Annotated in this window: 22 protein-coding genes and 1 riboswitch; of the genes, 11 read left to right on the forward strand and 11 right to left on the reverse strand. The window is 69.3% G+C overall.

Going from position 1 to position 17,082, the window contains the following annotated elements:
• Window positions 1–69: 69 nt before the first annotated feature.
• On the reverse strand, window positions 70–1,869 hold the full coding sequence (gene arc / locus ABZ345_RS42395) for a proteasome ATPase (RefSeq protein WP_359860613.1): 1,800 nt from the start codon (window positions 1,867–1,869) through the stop codon (window positions 70–72).
• Between the two features lie 714 nt (window positions 1,870–2,583).
• Between arc and ABZ345_RS42400 the strand changes: the two genes are divergently transcribed.
• Entirely contained in the window at window positions 2,584–3,459 is an 876-nt protein-coding gene (locus ABZ345_RS42400; RefSeq protein ID WP_359860614.1) for a hypothetical protein, read from the forward strand.
• Between the two features lie 55 nt (window positions 3,460–3,514).
• Here ABZ345_RS42400 and ABZ345_RS42405 read toward each other — a convergent pair whose 3' ends face one another.
• From ABZ345_RS42405 to ABZ345_RS42420, 4 genes are all read right to left on the reverse strand, one after another.
• Complete coding sequence (locus tag ABZ345_RS42405) at window positions 3,515–3,817, reverse strand: hypothetical protein (protein WP_359860615.1); 303 nt, start codon at window positions 3,815–3,817, stop codon at window positions 3,515–3,517.
• Window positions 3,818–3,857: 40 nt separating this feature from the next.
• Window positions 3,858–4,157, reverse strand: coding sequence for a hypothetical protein (locus ABZ345_RS42410; protein ID WP_359860616.1), 300 nt, complete (start codon window positions 4,155–4,157; stop codon window positions 3,858–3,860).
• A 105-nt stretch (window positions 4,158–4,262) separates the two neighbouring features.
• Window positions 4,263–5,087 carry a tRNA (adenine-N1)-methyltransferase gene (locus ABZ345_RS42415; protein WP_359860669.1) on the reverse strand — a complete coding sequence of 275 codons (825 nt, stop codon included), beginning with the start codon at window positions 5,085–5,087 and terminating at the stop codon, window positions 4,263–4,265.
• A 15-nt stretch (window positions 5,088–5,102) separates the two neighbouring features.
• A complete protein-coding gene (locus ABZ345_RS42420; RefSeq protein WP_359860617.1) occupies window positions 5,103–6,221 on the reverse strand; it encodes a site-2 protease family protein in 1,119 nt (372 codons plus the stop codon).
• Window positions 6,222–6,323: 102 nt separating this feature from the next.
• Here ABZ345_RS42420 and ABZ345_RS42425 point away from each other — a divergent pair, with 102 nt between their 5' ends.
• Both ABZ345_RS42425 and ABZ345_RS42430 read left to right on the forward strand, forming a co-directional pair.
• Window positions 6,324–7,169 (forward strand): PD-(D/E)XK nuclease family protein, encoded by an 846-nt coding sequence (locus ABZ345_RS42425; protein WP_359860618.1) that lies wholly within the window; start codon window positions 6,324–6,326, stop codon window positions 7,167–7,169.
• Entirely contained in the window at window positions 7,166–7,933 is a 768-nt protein-coding gene (locus tag ABZ345_RS42430; protein ID WP_359860671.1) for a thioesterase family protein, read from the forward strand. Before ABZ345_RS42425 ends, ABZ345_RS42430 begins: the two co-directional genes overlap by 4 nt.
• On the opposite strand, the gene ABZ345_RS42435 is transcribed toward ABZ345_RS42430, so the two are convergent.
• From ABZ345_RS42435 to ABZ345_RS42445, 3 genes are read right to left on the reverse strand one after another with little or no spacing between them, the layout of a single operon-like run.
• The gene (locus tag ABZ345_RS42435) at window positions 7,934–8,635 is read right to left on the reverse strand and encodes an OmpA family protein (protein ID WP_359860619.1); all 702 of its coding nucleotides are present in this window, start codon (window positions 8,633–8,635) and stop codon (window positions 7,934–7,936) included.
• A complete protein-coding gene (locus ABZ345_RS42440) occupies window positions 8,635–9,153 on the reverse strand; it encodes a sigma factor-like helix-turn-helix DNA-binding protein (RefSeq protein ID WP_359860620.1) in 519 nt (172 codons plus the stop codon). Before ABZ345_RS42440 ends, ABZ345_RS42435 begins: the two co-directional genes overlap by 1 nt.
• Window positions 9,154–9,211: 58 nt before the next feature.
• Window positions 9,212–9,394 (reverse strand): hypothetical protein, encoded by a 183-nt coding sequence (locus tag ABZ345_RS42445; protein ID WP_359860621.1) that lies wholly within the window; start codon window positions 9,392–9,394, stop codon window positions 9,212–9,214.
• Between the two features lie 136 nt (window positions 9,395–9,530).
• On the opposite strand from ABZ345_RS42445, the gene ABZ345_RS42450 reads away from it, so the two are divergent.
• Window positions 9,531–10,148 carry a phosphoribosyltransferase family protein gene (locus ABZ345_RS42450; protein ID WP_359860622.1) on the forward strand — a complete coding sequence of 206 codons (618 nt, stop codon included), beginning with the start codon at window positions 9,531–9,533 and terminating at the stop codon, window positions 10,146–10,148.
• Here the strand turns inward: ABZ345_RS42450 and ABZ345_RS42455 are convergent.
• Genes ABZ345_RS42455 through ABZ345_RS42465 form a run of 3 tightly spaced genes read right to left on the reverse strand, consistent with a single transcriptional unit; the run spans window position 10,109 to window position 11,554 of the window.
• On the reverse strand, window positions 10,109–10,420 hold the full coding sequence (locus ABZ345_RS42455; protein WP_359860623.1) for an antibiotic biosynthesis monooxygenase: 312 nt from the start codon (window positions 10,418–10,420) through the stop codon (window positions 10,109–10,111). The two genes, ABZ345_RS42450 and ABZ345_RS42455, sit on opposite strands and share 40 nt — an antisense overlap.
• Complete coding sequence (hisG, locus tag ABZ345_RS42460; RefSeq protein WP_359860624.1) at window positions 10,417–11,277, reverse strand: ATP phosphoribosyltransferase; 861 nt, start codon at window positions 11,275–11,277, stop codon at window positions 10,417–10,419. Before hisG ends, ABZ345_RS42455 begins: the two co-directional genes overlap by 4 nt.
• A gap of 13 nt (window positions 11,278–11,290) precedes the next feature.
• Window positions 11,291–11,554, reverse strand: a complete 264-nt coding sequence (locus ABZ345_RS42465) for a phosphoribosyl-ATP diphosphatase (protein WP_086667212.1) — start codon at window positions 11,552–11,554, stop codon at window positions 11,291–11,293.
• A gap of 107 nt (window positions 11,555–11,661) precedes the next feature.
• Here ABZ345_RS42465 and ABZ345_RS42470 point away from each other — a divergent pair, with 107 nt between their 5' ends.
• The 7 genes from ABZ345_RS42470 (at window position 11,662) to ABZ345_RS42500 (ending at window position 17,014) form a co-directional block, all read left to right on the forward strand.
• The gene (locus tag ABZ345_RS42470) at window positions 11,662–12,312 is read left to right on the forward strand and encodes a (2Fe-2S)-binding protein (protein ID WP_359860625.1); all 651 of its coding nucleotides are present in this window, start codon (window positions 11,662–11,664) and stop codon (window positions 12,310–12,312) included.
• A 34-nt stretch (window positions 12,313–12,346) separates the two neighbouring features.
• Window positions 12,347–12,538: riboswitch (cobalamin riboswitch) on the forward strand.
• 31 nt (window positions 12,539–12,569) lie between these two features.
• Complete coding sequence (locus ABZ345_RS42475) at window positions 12,570–12,758, forward strand: CbtB-domain containing protein (RefSeq protein WP_359860626.1); 189 nt, start codon at window positions 12,570–12,572, stop codon at window positions 12,756–12,758.
• Between the two features lie 24 nt (window positions 12,759–12,782).
• Entirely contained in the window at window positions 12,783–13,526 is a 744-nt protein-coding gene (locus tag ABZ345_RS42480) for a CbtA family protein (protein WP_359860627.1), read from the forward strand.
• A gap of 71 nt (window positions 13,527–13,597) precedes the next feature.
• Window positions 13,598–14,053 (forward strand): YbaB/EbfC family nucleoid-associated protein, encoded by a 456-nt coding sequence (locus ABZ345_RS42485; protein ID WP_359860628.1) that lies wholly within the window; start codon window positions 13,598–13,600, stop codon window positions 14,051–14,053.
• Complete coding sequence (locus ABZ345_RS42490; RefSeq protein ID WP_359860629.1) at window positions 14,050–15,480, forward strand: hypothetical protein; 1,431 nt, start codon at window positions 14,050–14,052, stop codon at window positions 15,478–15,480. The genes ABZ345_RS42485 and ABZ345_RS42490 overlap by 4 nt, the downstream gene beginning before the upstream one ends.
• Entirely contained in the window at window positions 15,480–15,962 is a 483-nt protein-coding gene (locus ABZ345_RS42495) for a hypothetical protein (protein WP_359860630.1), read from the forward strand. The genes ABZ345_RS42490 and ABZ345_RS42495 overlap by 1 nt, the downstream gene beginning before the upstream one ends.
• Window positions 15,959–17,014 carry a hypothetical protein gene (locus tag ABZ345_RS42500; protein WP_359860631.1) on the forward strand — a complete coding sequence of 352 codons (1,056 nt, stop codon included), beginning with the start codon at window positions 15,959–15,961 and terminating at the stop codon, window positions 17,012–17,014. Before ABZ345_RS42495 ends, ABZ345_RS42500 begins: the two co-directional genes overlap by 4 nt.
• The last annotated feature ends 68 nt before the right edge of the window (window positions 17,015–17,082 follow it).

Raw genomic sequence — 17,082 nt, forward strand, 5'->3', positions numbered from 1 at the left:
GGCCACCGGGCGCAAACGCGAAACCGCCCCGGCCGCAGGCGACCGGGGCGGTTTCGTTCGAAGCGGGTCTTACAGGTACGTGCCGGTGTTCGTGGCCGTGTCGATCGCGCGGCCCGCCTCCTGGTTCTTCCCGGTGACGAGCGTGCGGATGTAGACGATCCGCTCGCCCTTCTTGCCCGAGATGCGTGCCCAGTCGTCGGGGTTCGTCGTGTTCGGCAGGTCCTCGTTCTCGGCGAACTCGTCGAGGATGGCGGCCTGCAGGTGCCGGACCGAGAGGCCGGGCTGCTTGGTGTCCAGCAGCGACTTGATCGCCGCCTTCTTGGCCCTGTCGACGATGTTCTGGATCATGGCGCCGGAGTTGAAGTCCCGGAAGTACAGGACCTCCTTGTCACCGTTGGCGTAGGTGACCTCCAGGAACCGGTTGTCCTCGGACTCCTCGTACATGCGCTCCACGGTGTGCTGCACCATGCCCTCGATGCAGGCCTTCGGGTCCCCGCCGAACTCGGCGAGGTCGTCGGCGTGCAGCGGGAGGTTGGGCGTCAGGTACTTGTTGAAGATGTCCTTCGCGCCCTCGGCGTCCGGTCGCTCGATCTTGATCTTCACGTCGAGGCGGCCGGGGCGGAGGATCGCCGGGTCGATCATGTCTTCACGGTTGGAGGCGCCGATGACGATGACGTTCTCCAGGCCCTCGACGCCGTCGATCTCGCTGAGGAGCTGGGGCACGATCGTCGTCTCGACGTCGGACGACACACCGGAGCCGCGGGTGCGGAAGATCGAGTCCATCTCGTCGAAGAACACGATCACCGGGGTGCCCTCGGACGCCTTCTCACGAGCCCGCTGGAAGATCAGGCGGATGTGCCGCTCGGTCTCACCGACGAACTTGTTGAGGAGCTCGGGGCCCTTGATGTTGAGGAAGTAGGACTTGGCCTGCTTGTCGGTCTCGCCGCGGATCTCCCGCACCTTCTTGGCCAGGGAGTTCGCCACCGCCTTGGCGATGAGCGTCTTGCCGCAGCCGGGAGGGCCGTAGAGCAGCACGCCCTTGGGCGGGCGCAGCTCGTACTCGCGGAACAGGTCCGCGTGCAGGAAGGGCAGCTCCACGGCGTCGCGGATCTGCTCGATCTGCCGGGACAGGCCACCGATGTCGGAGTAGTCGATGTCCGGGACCTCTTCGAGCACGAGGTCCTCGACCTCGGCCTTGGGGACCCGTTCGTAGGCGAAGCCGGCCTTCGAGTCGACCAGCAGCGAGTCGCCGGGCTTGAGCGGCGAGTCGAGCAGCGGCTGGGCGAGCCAGACCACCCTCTCCTCGTCCGCGTGGCCGACGACCAGCGCACGCGCGATCGTGTCCTCACCTTCGTCGTCGGTGAGCACCTCCCGCAGCGCGCAGACTTCACCCGACCGCTCGAACCCGCCGCCCTCGACGACCGTCAGCGCCTCGTTGAGGCGGACCGACTGGCCGAAGGACAGCTTCTCCGGCTCGACGGCCGGGGACACGGCGACCCGCATCCGGCGGCCCGACGTGAAGACGTCGACCGTGCCGTCGTCGAAGCGCGCCATGAAGACGCCGTACCCGCTGGGCGGTTGGGCCAGCCGGTCGACCTCCTCACGCAGCGCGAGCAGTTGGCTTCGTGCTTCGCGGAGGGTGTCTATGAGCTTCGTGTTTCGCTCGGTCAGCTGGCTGACGCGCTCTGTCGCCTCAGCCAAGCGCTGCTCGAGCAACCGCACGTGGCGCGGTGACTCGGTCAGCTTGCGACGCAACGACGCGATCTCGTCCTCGAGGAACCTGATCTGCGCGTTCAGCTCAGCAGAATTGTTGCCCTGGTTCAGCTCGCCACCCTCATCGGGTTGGCTGCCGGGATGACCGTGCTGCATGTCGGCACCCTCCTCCCGTGTTCGTACCGATTACGGTACCGGCGATCACCGACAAAATCGTGCACTCACAACATCATCTTCGCTCGTGTGACGCAACGGTCCGGCCTCCAAGAGAGGTCAACTGCTCCATCTCGGTGTTCGGTGCGGCCACCTGACCGCTACGGTGCGTCCTAGAAACACCGACCGGCGTTTTGCCCAGCGACACGCCGATCGACCTGCGAGAAGTCCGAGGAGAGGGTCATGGGAGCACCTGGGCGGGCGCCCGCTCCCCACGCTCCGCGACCACCCTCGGACGACCGCGAACACGCCTGGTACGGCTCACACCCCGGCGACGGGCGGCAACCCGCCGTCGTCCCACCAGGTGGACCACTCGCTGGTCCGATCGGTGGTCACGCACCGCAACCCACTCCTTCCGCGCTCGTCGGAGGACCCGCTCTGCCGCGGCTCCAGTGCGACCGGAGGCCGTGCGGCCAACCGGGTGGTTCTGCCGGCGCAACCGGCGGACCACACCGACAGCGCAGTGCATCGCGCTCGATTCCCGGTGGAGGTGCCGCAATCGTTATCAGACACGGCCTTCGCGCGAGCAGATGGCAACAGCACATCGTGTGCACCGCCACTCGTGCGTGTCGATAGGTCTCATTCGGCCGCGAGCCGGTGCACGAAGTACGACAATGACAACCGATAGATCACCTCATCCGCATCGGGGGAGTTTCGATGACCTACCCGCCGCAGCAGCCCGGGCCCTACGGGCAGCAGCCGCAGCCCGGTGGTCCGTACGGGCAGCAGCCGCCGCAGCAGCCGGGTTACGGGCAACAGCCGCCGCAGCAGCCTGGCTACGGCCAGCAGCCGCCGCCCGGATACGGCCAGCAGCCGCCACCGGGGTACGGCCAGCAGCCGGGTCAGTACGGCCAGCCGCAGCAGGACCCGTTCGGTCAGCAGGGCCCGCAGAGCGGCGGTTTCCCGCAGCAGGGCTACGGCCAGCCCCAGTACGGCCAGCAGCCCGGCTACGGCGGCGGCCCCGGCGGGTTCGGCGGCCCCCCGCCCAAGAAGAGCAACACCGGCCTGATCATCGGCGTCGTCATCGGCGTGCTGGTGCTCGTCGGCGGCGGCATCACGGCCGCCGTGCTGCTCTCGGGCAACTCCGGCAACTCGGCGGCGTCGAACACCGACACGAACACGCCGCCGACGAACGGCACCACGCAGACCACGCCGTCGAAGGGCTCCTCCACCGGCGGCGACGCCGACGCGAAGGACATGCTCGACGACTTCGCCAAGGAGAGCCAGAAGCAGGCCCGGGCGGGCAAGACCGATCTTCCGGCGCTGAAGAAGTACGTCTGCGCGAAGATGTACGAGGACGCCGAAAAGGCCCCGAAGCAGCCCACGAAGGCGTTCCCCGAGGCGACCATCAAGATCGCCGAGGTGAAGACGTCCGGCACGACCGGCACGTTCAAGGCGGAGTACAGCGGCATCCCGAACCCGGACCCGAACGGCACCGGCACTGTGTCGTCGCACATCATCTACAAGCTGTCCCAGGAGGGCGGCGACTGGAAGGTGTGCGGCGTCGAGAGCGTCGGCACGCCGACAAAGTGACCTGATGCGAAAAGGCCCCGCCAGGATTTCGGCGGGGCCTTTCACGTGCGTGCTGCTAGCTCCTCGACGCCGTGGCGCCGATCGCGTAGTCGGGCTGGGCGCACTGGGCGTTGGACGCGACGTTCGGGCTGGCCCACGGCCCGTTCACGGTGTAGATCTGCCCGTTCGCCGCCACGTAGCAGGTGAGCTTGAGGCGCTGGATCCCCGAGTTGCACTCGGAGCGCCCGTAGCCGGCCCACTTCGTGTTGTCCAACTGCACGAACGCCGACGAGCACCCGGCGGGGTCGGCGTTCGCCGCGGGAGCCAGGAACGTGGTCGTCACAAGTGCGGCCGCAACCGCGACACCGATCTTTCGCAAAACAATCCCCCAGGACTGGTTGGAAATCATCCCTTGCAGGTCAGAACTGGACGTCGGCGGCGAATGCCCCGTCCCCGCTCTCGCAGTACCCCCTGGAGCGCTGCCCCGGCCCGGCCCACTGGCCGTACGCCAGGTAGGTGACCAGGGTGTACGGGTTGACGCAGGACAACATGAGCCGCTGGATGTCCCTGTTGCACTCCGAGATCCCGGTGCCGGCGCCAGCGGCTTGGTTGAAGCCCTCGTACGCCGCCGAGCACCAGGGCGGTGGCGTGGCTTCCGCGACGTGCACCGGCAGCACCAACGCGGCGACGGCAACCGTCGCGATCGTCAACTTCCGCATGTCAGACCCCCAGGTCTTGTTGATCGAACTGACCTGGTCATCCAAACGAACTCTCGGGGATCGTTGCGGATCTAACGAAGATCTCTGTCCGGAACCGGACAGAGATCAGCCCTTGCTCGGCCGGCGCTGCGGCCTCGGCGCCGTCACGCCGTCCGCGAGCTTGCGCGTGGTCAGCAGGAACGCCGTGTGCGCGATCATCCGGTGCTCCGGGCGCACCGCGAGTCCGACGACGTGCCACGGGCGGACGAGCGTCTCCCACGCGTGGGGCTCGGTCCAGCACGTCATCTCCCGCAGCGCCTCCGTGACGACGGACAGCTGCGTGGTGGTGGCGACGTACACGACCAGGACGCCGCCTGGGATGAGGTTCTTGGAGATCGTGGGCAGCACCTCCCACGGCGAGAGCATGTCGAGGATGACCCGGTCGACCTCGCCCTCGTGGTTCTTCACGTCGTCGACCGTGATCGACCAGTTGCCGGGGCGCTCGCCGAAGAACGTCTCCACGTTGCGGATCGCGTGGACCGCGTGGTCGTCGCGCACCTCGTAGGACTGGACGCTGCCCTTCTCCCCCACCGCGCGCAGCAGCGAGCACGACAACGCACCGGAGCCCGCGCCCGCTTCCAGAACGCGCGCGCCGGGGAAGATGTCGCCGTACATGACGATCTGTGCGGCGTCCTTCGGGTAGATCACCTGCGCGCCACGAGGCATCGACAGCACGTAGTCCGGTAGCAGCGGGCGAAGCGCCAGGAAGTTCGTGCCGCCCACCGACTGCACCACGGACCCCTCCGGCTGCCCGAGCAGCAGGTCGTGCGGGATGGCGCCGCGGTGGGTGTGGTACTCCTTGCCGGGTTCGAGGACGACGGTGTAGTGCCGCCCCTTGGGGTCGGTCAGCTGAACCCGGTCGCCCGGCTGGAACGGGCCACTTGCGCTAATCACCGCGCAATGGTGTCAAACGCCCTTCTCGATGGCCGCACGCAGGTCCTCCCTGCGCAGCACGCCCGCCGGACGGCCTTCCAGATCGACGACGAGGAACTGCCACGCGGCGGTGCCCTGAACCCGTTCCACGATCTCCTCGCCGGGCTCGTCGGCGAGCAGCACGGTTTCGGGCAGGATCGGCTCGGCCGCCTGTTCCGCCGGGGCGAACGGGCTTGTGGCGGCGAGCTTTCTGGCAGCGTCGGCGTCGAGCAGCCCGGCCGCGACGCCGTCCGCTCGCACCAGCACCACGCCACGTCCCGCCGAGGTGCTCAGGGCATCCGCGACAGGGCTTTCCGCGGGCAGCTGGAGCACCGGGAGGATGAGGTCGCTGAGGGTGACTCCGGCGGGCCACGTGCGGCGGCGTTCGCTGGCGAGCTCGCTCCTCGCTCCGGCGACGACGACCCACGCCGTGAGCGCGCAGACACCGAAACGCAGCCAACGGTCTTCCGCGCCTTCTGCGACGCCGTAGAGCGCCCACGCCACCAGTGCGATGGCCACGGCGAAACCACCGACCACGGCGACACGCGTGCCCATCGCCCGTTGCCCTGTCGCGGCCCACACGCCTGCTCTGACGATCCTGCCGCCGTCCAGCGGGAGGCCGGGCAGGAGGTTGAAGACGGCCACGGCGACGTTCGCGGCGGCGACCTGGAAGACCAGCACCCACACGACGTCGCCCGGTTCCATCACGAACGCGCCGATGCCGAAGATGATCGCCAGCGCCACGGACACGATGGGTCCGGCACCCGCGACGATGCCTTCGTGGCTGGGTTTGCCGGGCGTGCGCATGATCTCGGACAGCCCGCCCAGCAGGTAGAGGCGAAGCCTGCGCACCGGCAGACCCAACCGAAGCGCCGCGACGCAGTGGCCCAGTTCGTGCGCAAGTACCGAGAGGCCCAGGAAGACCGCGAAAAGTGCGGCGAGCAGCAGGCCGACGCCGGGCGGGGTACCGGGCGCGAGATCGTCGACGAGCGGCGCGTAGAAGGCCACCACGATCGCCGACCCGATCCACCACGACGGCGCGAGCAGCACCGGGATGCCCGCCACCCGGAACAGCAGCAGGCCGCCCTCTCGCTCACTGATCCGCGCGGCCACGGGTGCACTGTAGAGCGGCGAGTGTGATCTCGCGGTCTGGTGGGACGGCGTGTGCCGTGGGCGGGCACGGAATTGTCGGACCCCTGTCCTAGGGTGCGAACCATGAGCACCACGTTGCGCAGGCCGGCCCTGTCCCCGTCACGAGCCGGGGACTTCAAGCAGTGCCCGCTGCTCTACCGGTTCCGCGCCGTCGACCGCCTGCCCGAGCGGCCGACGAAGGCCCAGGTGCGCGGCACGGTGGTGCACGCCGTGCTCGAGGACCTCTTCGCCCTTCCTGCCGCGGAGCGCGTGCCGTCCCGTGCCCGCTCGATGATCGTCCCGGCCTGGGAACGCGTGAAGGCCGAACGCCCGGAGTTCTCCTCGCTGTTCTCCGCCGAGGGCAGCGACGAGGAAGCGCAGTGGCTGGAGTCCGCCACCGCCCTGCTGGACGGCTACTTCGGCCTGGAGGACCCGCGCCGGCTCGAACCGGAGTCCCGCGAGCTCCTCGTCGAGTCCGAGCTCCCGTCCGGAGTCCTGCTGCGCGGCTACATCGACCGCGTGGACGTGGCCCCGACCGGTGAGATCCGCGTCGTGGACTACAAGACCGGCGCCGCCCCGCGCGAGGTCGGCGAAGCCAAAGCCCTGTTCCAGATGAAGTTCTACGCCCTGGTGCTGTGGAAGCTGCGCGGCGTGGTCCCCCGCCAGCTGCGCCTGATGTACCTGGCCGACCGCCAGGCCCTCGCCTACACCCCCGACGAGGCCGAACTCTCCCGCTTCGAGCGCACCCTCGACGCCATCTGGCAGGCCATCATGCGCGCGGCCCCGACCGGCGACTTCCGCCCGTCCCCGAGCCGCCTGTGCGACTACTGCGACCACAAGGCGTTCTGCCCGGCGTTCGACGGCACCCCGCCCCCGTACCCCGGCTGGCCGGAGCCCGACGACACCGAGCCCCTCCAGGACCGCGACTGATGGACGCCTTCTACCTGCCGCTGGGCGACGACGTCTTCCGCTCCACCCAGCACACCGTCGGCCCGTGGGGCCCGGACAGCCAGCACCTCGGCCCGCCCTCCGCACTGCTCGTGCGCGCGCTGCTCGCCTCACGTCCAACGCTCTCCCGCGTGACGTTCGAGGTGCTCGGCCCGGTACCGGTGGCCGACCTGACGGTGTCCACTTCGGTCGAACGCCCCGGCCGCTCGGTGGAACTGCTGTCGGCCTCGCTGTCCTGCGACGGCCGCGTGGTGCTCACCGCGCGGGCGTGGCACATCGTAGGCTCCGACACCACAGCCGTGGCGGGCGGCGCCGTCGCGGCCATGGCACCGCCCGCTTCGGCCGTGCCGATGGAGATCCCGGACTTCTGGTCGGGCGGCTACCTCGCCGCCGTCGAGTGGCTGTCGGTGTCGGGCGGCATCTTCACCCCAGGCGATGCGCAGGTGTGGGCGGGGCCGCGAGTCGCCGTGGTGGAAGGCTTCGAGCCCACGCCGCTGGAGCGACTGTTCTCGGTGGTCGACTCGGCCAGCGGCGTTTCGTCGCGTGTGGACATTCGCAAGTGGTACGCCATCAACACCGACCTGACCGTGCACCTGCACCGCCAGCCCGTCGGCGAGTGGGTCGGCCTGGACGCCCGGACGACGATCGGGCCGGACGGGGTCGGGCTCGCGACGAGCGTGGTGCACGACGTCGAAGGTCCGGTGGGAACCACGGCGCAGGCGCTGTTCGTGAGGGAGCGCGGCTGATCACGTCTTCCGCCACACCGCCACCTCCACTCGCCGGTCACCGGCATCGACATCGGGGTGGGCGTACTGATAGCCCCTGCCGGCGACACTGATCCGCTCGGCCGCCACCCCGGAGTTGATCAGCACGAGCCGCACCGAGTCGGCACGCCGGCGGCTGAACTCGACCGCGGTGTCCGCCGATCCGGCTCTGGCCGTGTGGCCGACGACGGTGACCCAGTCGCCCTGCCGGACGCTGTCGCTGACATCCCACAGCGTGACCCTCCCGCTTCCGGACATTTCCAGGGAGTCGGCCGCGAACATGATCTCGGCGCGCGTCACCAGTTCCGGGTCGCCGTACCGGGCCAGCCCCGGAGAAACCGCGCGCGGATCGACAGTCAGTGAAATAGAGGGCGTCGGCGCCGATGCCATCTGCGGGAGATCCGCGCGCAACGGACCCGGCTGCCCGGTTCCGGCGAGCACCACCCCCAGTAGCGCGAGCGTGACGCCGATCCACATCGCTGAGCTCATCGGCTCGAAAGCCGGCACCCGGCTCGCCACGGAATCCAGCCGTGACCTGACCGCGGCCGACAGCACGGCGATCCTGGACACCACAGGCGACGAAACCACGGCAGGCTCAGGTGACCGCCGAACCACCGCGGCGACATCGGCGACGAACCTGTTGTGCCGTGCCTTCAGCATCTCGTCGAACTCGTCATCGGTCATCACTTCTCCTCCCCAGAGGCAACCAGGGCGCGCAACGTGGTCCGTGCGCGCTGGATGCGGTGGTGCACGGTGCGTTCCGCGATGGCCAGAGCGGCCGCGATCTCCTTGGCGGTGAAGCCGTCCACGTGGAGCGCGAACGCCTCGCGCTGGCTCGTGGGCAGGCTGTTGATGGCACGCACGAGGCCACCGTGCCGCTCGACGACCTCACCGAGACCGGAGTCGTCGTGTTCCAGCTGTGGGCGGAAACCTTTGTCCAGCAACCGGTTGAGCGGCCCGCCCCGCTCGGCCTTCGCCTTGCGCACAGCCACGCGTTTCGCGGTGGTGCGCACCCACATGCGCCGGCTGGTGCACACGTCGAACCACGACCAGTAGAGCTCCTCCAACGCCTCGGACGCCGCCTCGTCCGCGATGTGGTGCGAGAACCCGAGATGACACAGAAAGGCGATGATCAGGGGGTACTCCTGCCGGTGGAAGCGACGGAAGTCCGCTTCCCGGTCCGGGGGCTCGTCCTCGGACATCGGTCTCCGTGCGTCGGGTGCCGGTTCACCCAGGAGATCGCGCGACAACGTCATCGCGTCACGACCCGTTCGGCCGGCCGAGGATCGAGAGCGCCGCCAGGCCGGTTGCCAGCACCGCCGCGCCGACCGTGACAGCGACCGAGCCTGTCAGGACGTAGAGGGAGCCCACGCCCGCGAGCACTCCGTTGACCAGCACCGCCGCCTCGCCGCGGCCGGCGCGACCGCCGTTGTGTCTTGTCATGACGCTCAGGGGCGTTCAGCCGGGCATCAGCGCAATCCGGACCCCAGGTTCACTCGATTGGGCCAAAACATTCCACGCGGAGAAACTTCGGCGCGGCAGCTACCCGCTCGGGGACAGGCGTAACGTCGACCGGACTGTGAAGAGGTTCGCGAACCGGCAGGAGGCGGGCCGCGCCCTCGCCGCGCGACTCGCGGACGACCCCTGGCACGACCCGCTGGTGCTGGGCCTGCCCCGCGGCGGAGTCCCGGTGGCCAAAGAGGTGGCGGCCAAGCTCGGCGCCGAGCTCGACGTCGTGGTGGCGCGCAAGATCGGCGCTCCCGGCCACCCCGAGTACGGCGTCGGCGCGGTCACGGCGGACAGCGAGCCCATCTACGACCCGAGCGTGCTCCGAGCCCTGAACCTCACCGAGCACCAGCTGGCCGCGACCTGCGATGCCGAACGCGCGGAGGCGGCCCGGCGCACTGCCCTGTACCGCAAGGACAAGCCGTCACTGACCCTCGCGGGCCGCGACGTCATCGTCATCGACGACGGCCTCGCCACCGGCGTCACGGCCAAGGCGGCGCTGCACTGGGTCGCGAAGCACGAGCCGAGGAGCCTGACCCTCGCGGTCCCGGTCGCCGCCAGGGAGTCGATCCGCACCTTCCGGACACCGGTGGTCGCCCTGCTCGTGCCGAAGCACTTCGGCGCCGTCAGCCGCTGGTACGACCGGTTCGATCAGACCACGGACGACGAGGTGCTCAGAGCGCTCGAGTAGTGCTCCACCACGGGGAACGGCGAGTAGAACTTGTGCAGCAGCGCGGACCACTGCGGGTACGACGACCCCTGCCGGAAGCCGACGGTGTGCGCCTCGACGGACTCCCAGCGCACCAGCAGCAGGTAGCGCGACGGCGTCTCGAACGACCGGAGCAGCTCCAGGCCAAGGAAGCCCGGCGAGGCGGAGATCAGCTCCCGCGCCTCGCCGAACGCCCACTCGAAGTCCGTCTCCTGGCCCGGCACCACGTCCAGGACGGCGTGCTCCAGGATCACAGGCGGCAGAACCTGATGTCCGACGCCAGCACGGCCTTGGCGCCGATCGCGGCCAGCTCGTCCATCACCTGGTTCGCTTCCCGGCGCGACACCATCGCCCGCACGGCCACCCAGTTGTCGTCGGCCAGGGGCGCGACGGTCGGCGACTCCAGGCCCGGCGTCAGGCTGACCGCCTGTTCCAGGAGCGTGCGCGGGCAGTCGTAGTCGAGCATCAGGTACTGCTGCGCGAACACGACGCCCTGCAGACGGGCCGTGAGCTGCTTCTTGGCGGCCGTGAGGTCGGAGCCCGAGCGGTGCACGAGCACGGCCTCGGACTCGCAGATCACGTCGCCGAACGGCACCAGGTCGTGCTGGCGCAACGTGCGGCCGGAGCCCACGACGTCGGCGATCAGGTCGGCCACGCCGAGCTGGATCGAGATCTCCACGGCGCCGTCGAGGCGGATCACCTGGGCGGTGATGCCGCGAGCCTTGAGGTCGCGGCCGACCAGCCTCGGGTACGCGGTGGCCAGGCGCTTGCCCTCGAGGTCGGACACCTTCCAGTCGGTGCCGCGAGGCCCCGCGTAGCGGAAGGTCGACGAGCCGAAGCCGAGCGCCAGGAGCTCCTCGACCGACGAGCCGTTGTCGTCGGCGCCCGAGTCGGCGGCGAGGTCGCGGCCGGTGATGCCGAGGTCGAGGTCGCCGGACGCCACGTAGATCGCGATGTCCTTGGGGCGCAGGAAGAAGAACTCGACGTCGTTGTTCGGGTCGAGCACGGTGAGGTCGCGCGGCTCGTGCCGCTGCCGGTAACCGGCCTCGGTCAGCATGGCGGAGGCGCGTTCGGCGAGCGCGCCCTTGTTCGGGACTGCAACGCGCAGCATGTGAAAGTCTCCGTCAGAGGTACTTGTAGACGTCTTCGAGGGTCAGGCCGCGGCCCAGCATGAGCACCTGGAGGCGGTACAGCAGCTGCGAGATCTCTTCGGAGAGCTTCTCGTCGGACTCGTACTCGGCGGCGATCCAGACCTCGCCCGCCTCCTCCAGGACCTTCTTGCCCTGCGCATGGACGCCGGCCTCGAGCGCTGCGACGGTGCCGGATCCCGCCGGCTTGGTGGCGGCTCGTTCGGTCAGCTCGGCGAACAGGGAGTCGAAGGTCTTCACGGGGTGACATCCTCCCATCCCGCGCACCCCGGTCCACACCGCGGTCAGATCTGTCCCACGCCCTGGACGTGATCTGTCCTGCATGGACACCCAGTAGCGTGAACTTCGTGTCGGAGTTCGCCCAAGTACTGGAAGCACTGCGCCGGGTGCGCGGCATCAACCCCTTCTTCGCTCTCGACGTGGGCCGTCCGGACGAGAGCTGGCTCCCCGGAACAGCACTTCTGCGGGGCCCTGCGCTCAAAACCACCGTCGACGCCATCGCGACCCGGTACAAAGCAGAGGAACCACGCGTCGCCGCGAGCCTGTTCTTCCTCAGCTACACCGCCCGGCTGCTCAGCCCGCTCACCGCGGCGGACATCCCGATCGACATCCGGCCGGAAAACCTGTGGTGGCAACACCATCCGGCCAACGGCCTGAGCGTCCGCATCGACCAGCCGCAGCTCGGTCCGCGAGCCGCGGAGGCGCTCGAACCCGTGGTGGAAGCGATCCAGGGCGTCACGCCGGTGGCGCGCGGATTGTTGTGGGGCAACGCGATGTCGAACATCGCGGGTGCGCTCAAAATGGTTGTCCGCGCACGCATGCTCACGGCCGAGGAAGCGGAAGAACGCGGCAAACGGCTCATGAGCGCGCCACCGTTCGAACAGGCGGGAGAATTCCTCAGTTTCCCGGGCGAGGTCACGTTCCGGCGTCGGTCCTGTTGTCTTTACTACCGCGTCGCCGCTGGTGGGAAGTGCGGGGACTGTCCACTCGTGAAGTGAGGAACGCAACAACTCTTATGGCCGGTTGTGCTTAACCGGCAACTCAACTTACGGTGCACGCGCCGCAGTGACGGGAAGCCGGTGTGAATCCGGCGCGGTCCTCGCCACTGTGACCGGGAAGTTATCCCCGCCGAGAACGTCACTGGTCCCCGCGAGGGGACTGGGAAGACGCGGGGACAGCGTTGATCCGGGAGTCAGGAGACCGGCTGCGGCGCCGCAAGGAGAGTTGACTTCCACGAGGTATGGAGGAGCCCGTCATGACGAGCCCCGCAGCAAATCTGTCCGCAGTTCAGGTGCCCAAGTGGGCCTTCGCAGTCGCGTTGCTCGGCCTGATCGTCACCTACCTGGTTCTGCAGGAGAACGGTCTCGCGCTCGGCGCGAGCTCCGAGATGCTGCACGAGTTCTTCCACGACGGCCGGCACGCTCTCGGCGTTCCCTGCCACTGATCCGCCGGCGAGCGGATCAAGCACATGACGACGTACAAGTCTCTTGCGCTGCGCGGAATCGGGGCGGGCGCCATCGCCGGCGTCGCCTCCGCGCTCGTGCAACTTCTGGTGACCGAGATCCCCATTCGTGCCGCGCTCGCGGTCGAAGAGGCTCGGGAGCCCGCTGCCGGTGAAGGCCACTCGCACGGCGAGGAAGAGCTGGTCAGCCGCGGCGCGCAGGTCGTGGGCGGCATGCTCGGCGTGATCATCGTCGGCATCGCGGTCGGGCTCGTGTTCGCCACGGCCTACGCGCTGTCGAAGCGGTGGTTCGCCGACCGGCCGCCGTTCAGCCGCAGCCTCGCGCTCGGTGCCGCGGTGTTCGGTGCCGTCGCGCTGCTGCCGTGGATCAAGTACCCGGCCAACCCGCCCGCCGTGGGCGACCCGGAGACGGTGAACTACCGGACCGCGCTCTACCTCGGCGTCGTGGCGGCCGGCCTGGTGATCGTCTGGGGCGCGAGCTGGCTCGCCGAGCGGCTCCAGGCCCAGACGCAGCCCGTCCGCGTCACCGCGGTGCTGCTCGCGGTGGTCGCGACCGTCGCGGTGGTGCTGCTGGCGTTCCCCGCGCCGCCGGACACGATCCCCGCGGACATGCCGGTGACCGTGCTGTGGCAGTTCCGCCTCAGCTCGCTCGCCCAGCTGGCCACGCTCTACGTCGGTCTCGGCGTGGTGTTCGGGCTGCTGGTCGACCCGGCCACGCGCAGGACCGCTCGGAAGGCCGTTGTCAGCTGATTGTCGCCTGATTGAGTGGGGTGGCCGAGGGTACGGCCACCCCGCCCAGGCGGCATTGGTACGTTCGGTGCATGGCCGACAGCGCTGAGTTGCTGGAACAGATGCGTCAGAAGCTCGAGTTCTTCGAGCAGGCCAACCGTGCGGCCGATGCCCGTGCCGCCGGTTACGACGCGATGGGCACGGAGCTCAGAGAAGTCGAGGCCAGCGTCCAGTCCCCCGACCGCTCGATCACGGTCGTCGCGGGTTTGTCCGGTTCCATCAAGGAGATCCGGTTCACCGAGGACGCGAAGAAGCTGTCGCCGTCCCAGCTCTCGCAGTCCGTCATGTCCACGCTGCAGCAGGCCGTCGCGGCCGCCGCGCGTCAGCAGGCCGAGATCGTGCAGAGCCACACCGACATCGCGATCGCCGAACGCGTGGCGAAGACCCAGCAGGAGATCTTCGGTCAGCCCGCTTCCCCGCAACCGCGTCCCCCGGTGGACGACGACGGTGACACCGGCAGCATCTACCGCGGGGACGATCGCTGGTGACCGACTTCATCGTGCACCCGGCCGAGCTCGTGCAGTGCGCCAAGAACGTCGGCGCGCTGACCGCCAGCTCCACGAAGCTCAACGACGCGGCCACCACCGCGTCCGTCCCGGCGATCAGCTGGGGCGCGCTCGGGCACCTGCTCGGCATGTACGAGCAGTACGACGCGCTGCTCGGCGACCTGCACGGCCACTTCGGCAAGATGACCGAGGGCTTCGGCAAGATCGACGCCGCCCTCACCGCCACCGCGCAGACCTACGCCGACAACGAGAAGGCGACCACCGACGCGTTCGGCAAGACCCTCCAAACCGGACTCGACAGCGCCAGCGCACCTCCGATGGTCAGCGGCGGCAAGGCGACCTCGAACGCCGGTGGGGTGCTCGGCAGCTACACCGACCAGTACTCCGGCGACAACGTGGGCAAGCAGGCGGCGAAGTCCGTCCCGTTCGGCGGCAGCAGCTACTCGCTCATGAAGGACAGCGCGAAGCTGGCCGACGACATCAAGAAGGGCGACGGCGAGGCGATCGCCAAGGACGTCGTCGGCGTCATCTCCGACATGAACGACTTCATGCAGGAGGGCATGAAGCTCGCCGGTGCCATCGCCGACCCGCTGAACTTCCTCATCTCCAAGGGACTCGGCTGGCTGCTGGACGTCGTCGCGCCGCTCAAGCAGGCCGTCGACCTGGTGACCGGCGATCCTGCCGCGACCAGCAAGGCCGCCGGGACGTTCAACGACATCGCGAAGCAGACCGAGGAGCTAGCCCGCACGTTCGACGAGAAGCTGCACGAGGGCCTGCAGAGCTGGAAGTCCGGCGCCGGTGACAAGGCCGCGGAGAAGCTCGGCGGGTTCCACCACGGCATCGAGGGCACCGCGTCCACCGCGGGTCACATCGCGTCGCTGCTGCAGGGCAGCTCGATGTTCATGCAGGTCGCCGAGGACATCATCAAGGGGATCCTGAGCGACCTGATCGAGTGGCTGGTCGTCACGTGGATCGCCGCGCAGCTCGCCGCCGTCCCCACTCTGGGCGCCTCCGAGGCAGCGGCGGCCGCGGCCACGCCGGTCGAGGCGGGTATCTCGACCGCGAAGGCCGGCAACGAGGTCAACAAGGTCCGTTCGGTGATCCAGAAGATCATGAACGTGCTGAAGCGAATCCGCGAGGTGCTGCGCGAGTCGAAGATCGGACAGGCGTTCGTCAAGGGCGCCGCGGACAAGCCCGGCACGTTCGGCAAGGCCTTGGACAAGGCCGTGCAGGATCAGCTGAAGAAGACCGTCGGCCTGGACAAGAGCGGTCCGAAGGGCTCGGAGTACACCGACCCGGTCAAGATCGCGAACAAGGTCGCCGGGTACGCGGACGGCGTCTACAAGACCGTCGCCTACGACCATCGCGGCGAGGAGTCCGCCAAGACCGGCGAGGAGCTCGACATCTGATGCCGGGCTGGTGGCGGAAGCGGTTCTGGCCGGAGGAGACCGTGTCGTCCGAGCTGTCCGTGGGCGGGCGCGCGTTCACGGTCGTGTCGGAGACGAAGATCGTCGGCCTCGAGTCCGCCGCCGGCGACGACGTGCGGGCCCGGACCGAGACCACGCTGTCGCTGGGCACGGTGATCGGCCCGTGCCCGCCGCTGCGTGTCGCCCCGCGTCAGGAGAACCGCCTGAACGACGACAACGCCGGTGCGGTGGCGACCGGGGTGCCGCAGTTCGACGACAGGTTTCTCGTGTTCTGCGACGACCTGGCATTCGTCCGGCGGATGACGCCGGTGCTGGTGTCCGCGCCGCCCACTGATTCGACCGAAGCGCTCGAACTCGGCGGTGGCCGTGCCGTCCTGCACCGCAAAGGCGCCGGAACCGAGACCATCGCCGCGAACTACCTCAACGCCCTGATCCCGTTGCTGCCACCGGAGCTGCGCCGATGAACGACGCCCCGATCATCGTGCCGCTGTCCCCCGACGTGGCCGTGGTGATCGAGCAGGACCGCGTCTACTTCAGCCGCCTGGTCGCCGGCGCCCCCGTCGACTCGCCGGTGTACGGCACGCCGCTGGCCGCCGTGGTCCTGGTGCAGCCGGGCGAGCTGCGCAAGGAGCTCAAGTACAAGATCGACCAGAGCGACGGCCTGTCCCTGAAGATCGTGCTGCCTCCAGGCCCGGCCGTGTGGATCCGCTACACCTCGGACATCTTCGTGCCGACACCCGATCCGCGCGGGCTGGCCGCCGAGATCGAACGACGGCGTCGCCGGGTGGCTCGTCTCGGCGGCTGGGCGGCGGCGGACGTGTGGAGGATCAACTCGAAGCTGCGGGTCGCGGTGCCGGGCGGGTTCGAGCCAGGGGGCGCCGAGTTCGCGCCTTCCGAGCCGGAGAACGGCACGTGGACGGCCGCGGCACCGGCACCGGTCAGCGAGCCGTCGCCGGGCAGGCAGCCGTCCGCGCCCGTGGTGCCTGCCGCTGTGCCGTACCCGGAGTCGCTGCCGGTGCTCACCGAGACGCTGCGCAACGGCGTGCGGTTCTCGGTGTCGGTGCGCAGGACCTTCCTCGGTTTCGAGCCGGTGCCGCCGGGCGTGGTCACCGAGCCGCTCCTGTCCTCCTCGCTGCACGTGCCGCTGGCTTCGTGGCTCGTGGTCGAGGCGGGCACGCTGCGCGGCGGCCTCGCGCCGATCCGCCGGATTGCCGCCGATGGCCAGACCGAGATCCGGATGGACCTGTCCGACGGGCCCGCGCTGTGGCTGTGGGGTCCGGTGCGGGAGTGGGTGGTGGCCACGCCGCGGGCCGCGGAGTTGGCTGCGGAGATCCGGCTGCGGCAGGCCGTGGGGATGATGTTCCCGGTGTCGAGCGATCTCGGGCCCGAGCGGCGCACGTGGCTGGACCTGCCGATGACCAAGCCGGTGGACACCCCTGCCGGTCGAGCCCTGCCCGCTGCCCCGGAGTGGGCGCCGACGTCGCCGACGCTCGTGCCGCGGGACTGCTGGGTCTGAAAATTGTCGGTGCTGCCTGGGATAATTGAATCAGGGGTCCCCTGGGAGGGGACCCCTGCGTGAGCTTG

It is taken from the genome of Lentzea sp. NPDC005914, from assembly GCF_040629405.1.
Taxonomy (GTDB): domain Bacteria; phylum Actinomycetota; class Actinomycetes; order Mycobacteriales; family Pseudonocardiaceae; genus Lentzea.

Excerpts from the sequence above, each read along its gene's own strand:
- arc (WP_359860613.1), bottom strand. The coding sequence starts at position 1,869 with ATGCAGCACGGTCATCCCGGCAGCCAACCCGATGAGGGTGGCGAGCTG.
- ABZ345_RS42400 (WP_359860614.1), top strand. The coding sequence starts at position 2,584 with ATGACCTACCCGCCGCAGCAGCCCGGGCCCTACGGGCAGCAGCCGCAG.
- ABZ345_RS42410 (WP_359860616.1), bottom strand. The coding sequence starts at position 4,157 with ATGCGGAAGTTGACGATCGCGACGGTTGCCGTCGCCGCGTTGGTGCTG.
- ABZ345_RS42425 (WP_359860618.1), top strand. The coding sequence starts at position 6,324 with ATGAGCACCACGTTGCGCAGGCCGGCCCTGTCCCCGTCACGAGCCGGG.
- ABZ345_RS42435 (WP_359860619.1), bottom strand. The coding sequence starts at position 8,635 with ATGACCGATGACGAGTTCGACGAGATGCTGAAGGCACGGCACAACAGG.
- ABZ345_RS42440 (WP_359860620.1), bottom strand. The coding sequence starts at position 9,153 with ATGTCCGAGGACGAGCCCCCGGACCGGGAAGCGGACTTCCGTCGCTTC.
- ABZ345_RS42445 (WP_359860621.1), bottom strand. The coding sequence starts at position 9,394 with ATGACAAGACACAACGGCGGTCGCGCCGGCCGCGGCGAGGCGGCGGTG.
- hisG (WP_359860624.1), bottom strand. The coding sequence starts at position 11,277 with ATGCTGCGCGTTGCAGTCCCGAACAAGGGCGCGCTCGCCGAACGCGCC.
- ABZ345_RS42475 (WP_359860626.1), top strand. The coding sequence starts at position 12,570 with ATGACGAGCCCCGCAGCAAATCTGTCCGCAGTTCAGGTGCCCAAGTGG.
- ABZ345_RS42480 (WP_359860627.1), top strand. The coding sequence starts at position 12,783 with ATGACGACGTACAAGTCTCTTGCGCTGCGCGGAATCGGGGCGGGCGCC.
- ABZ345_RS42485 (WP_359860628.1), top strand. The coding sequence starts at position 13,598 with ATGGCCGACAGCGCTGAGTTGCTGGAACAGATGCGTCAGAAGCTCGAG.
- ABZ345_RS42495 (WP_359860630.1), top strand. The coding sequence starts at position 15,480 with ATGCCGGGCTGGTGGCGGAAGCGGTTCTGGCCGGAGGAGACCGTGTCG.
- ABZ345_RS42500 (WP_359860631.1), top strand. The coding sequence starts at position 15,959 with ATGAACGACGCCCCGATCATCGTGCCGCTGTCCCCCGACGTGGCCGTG.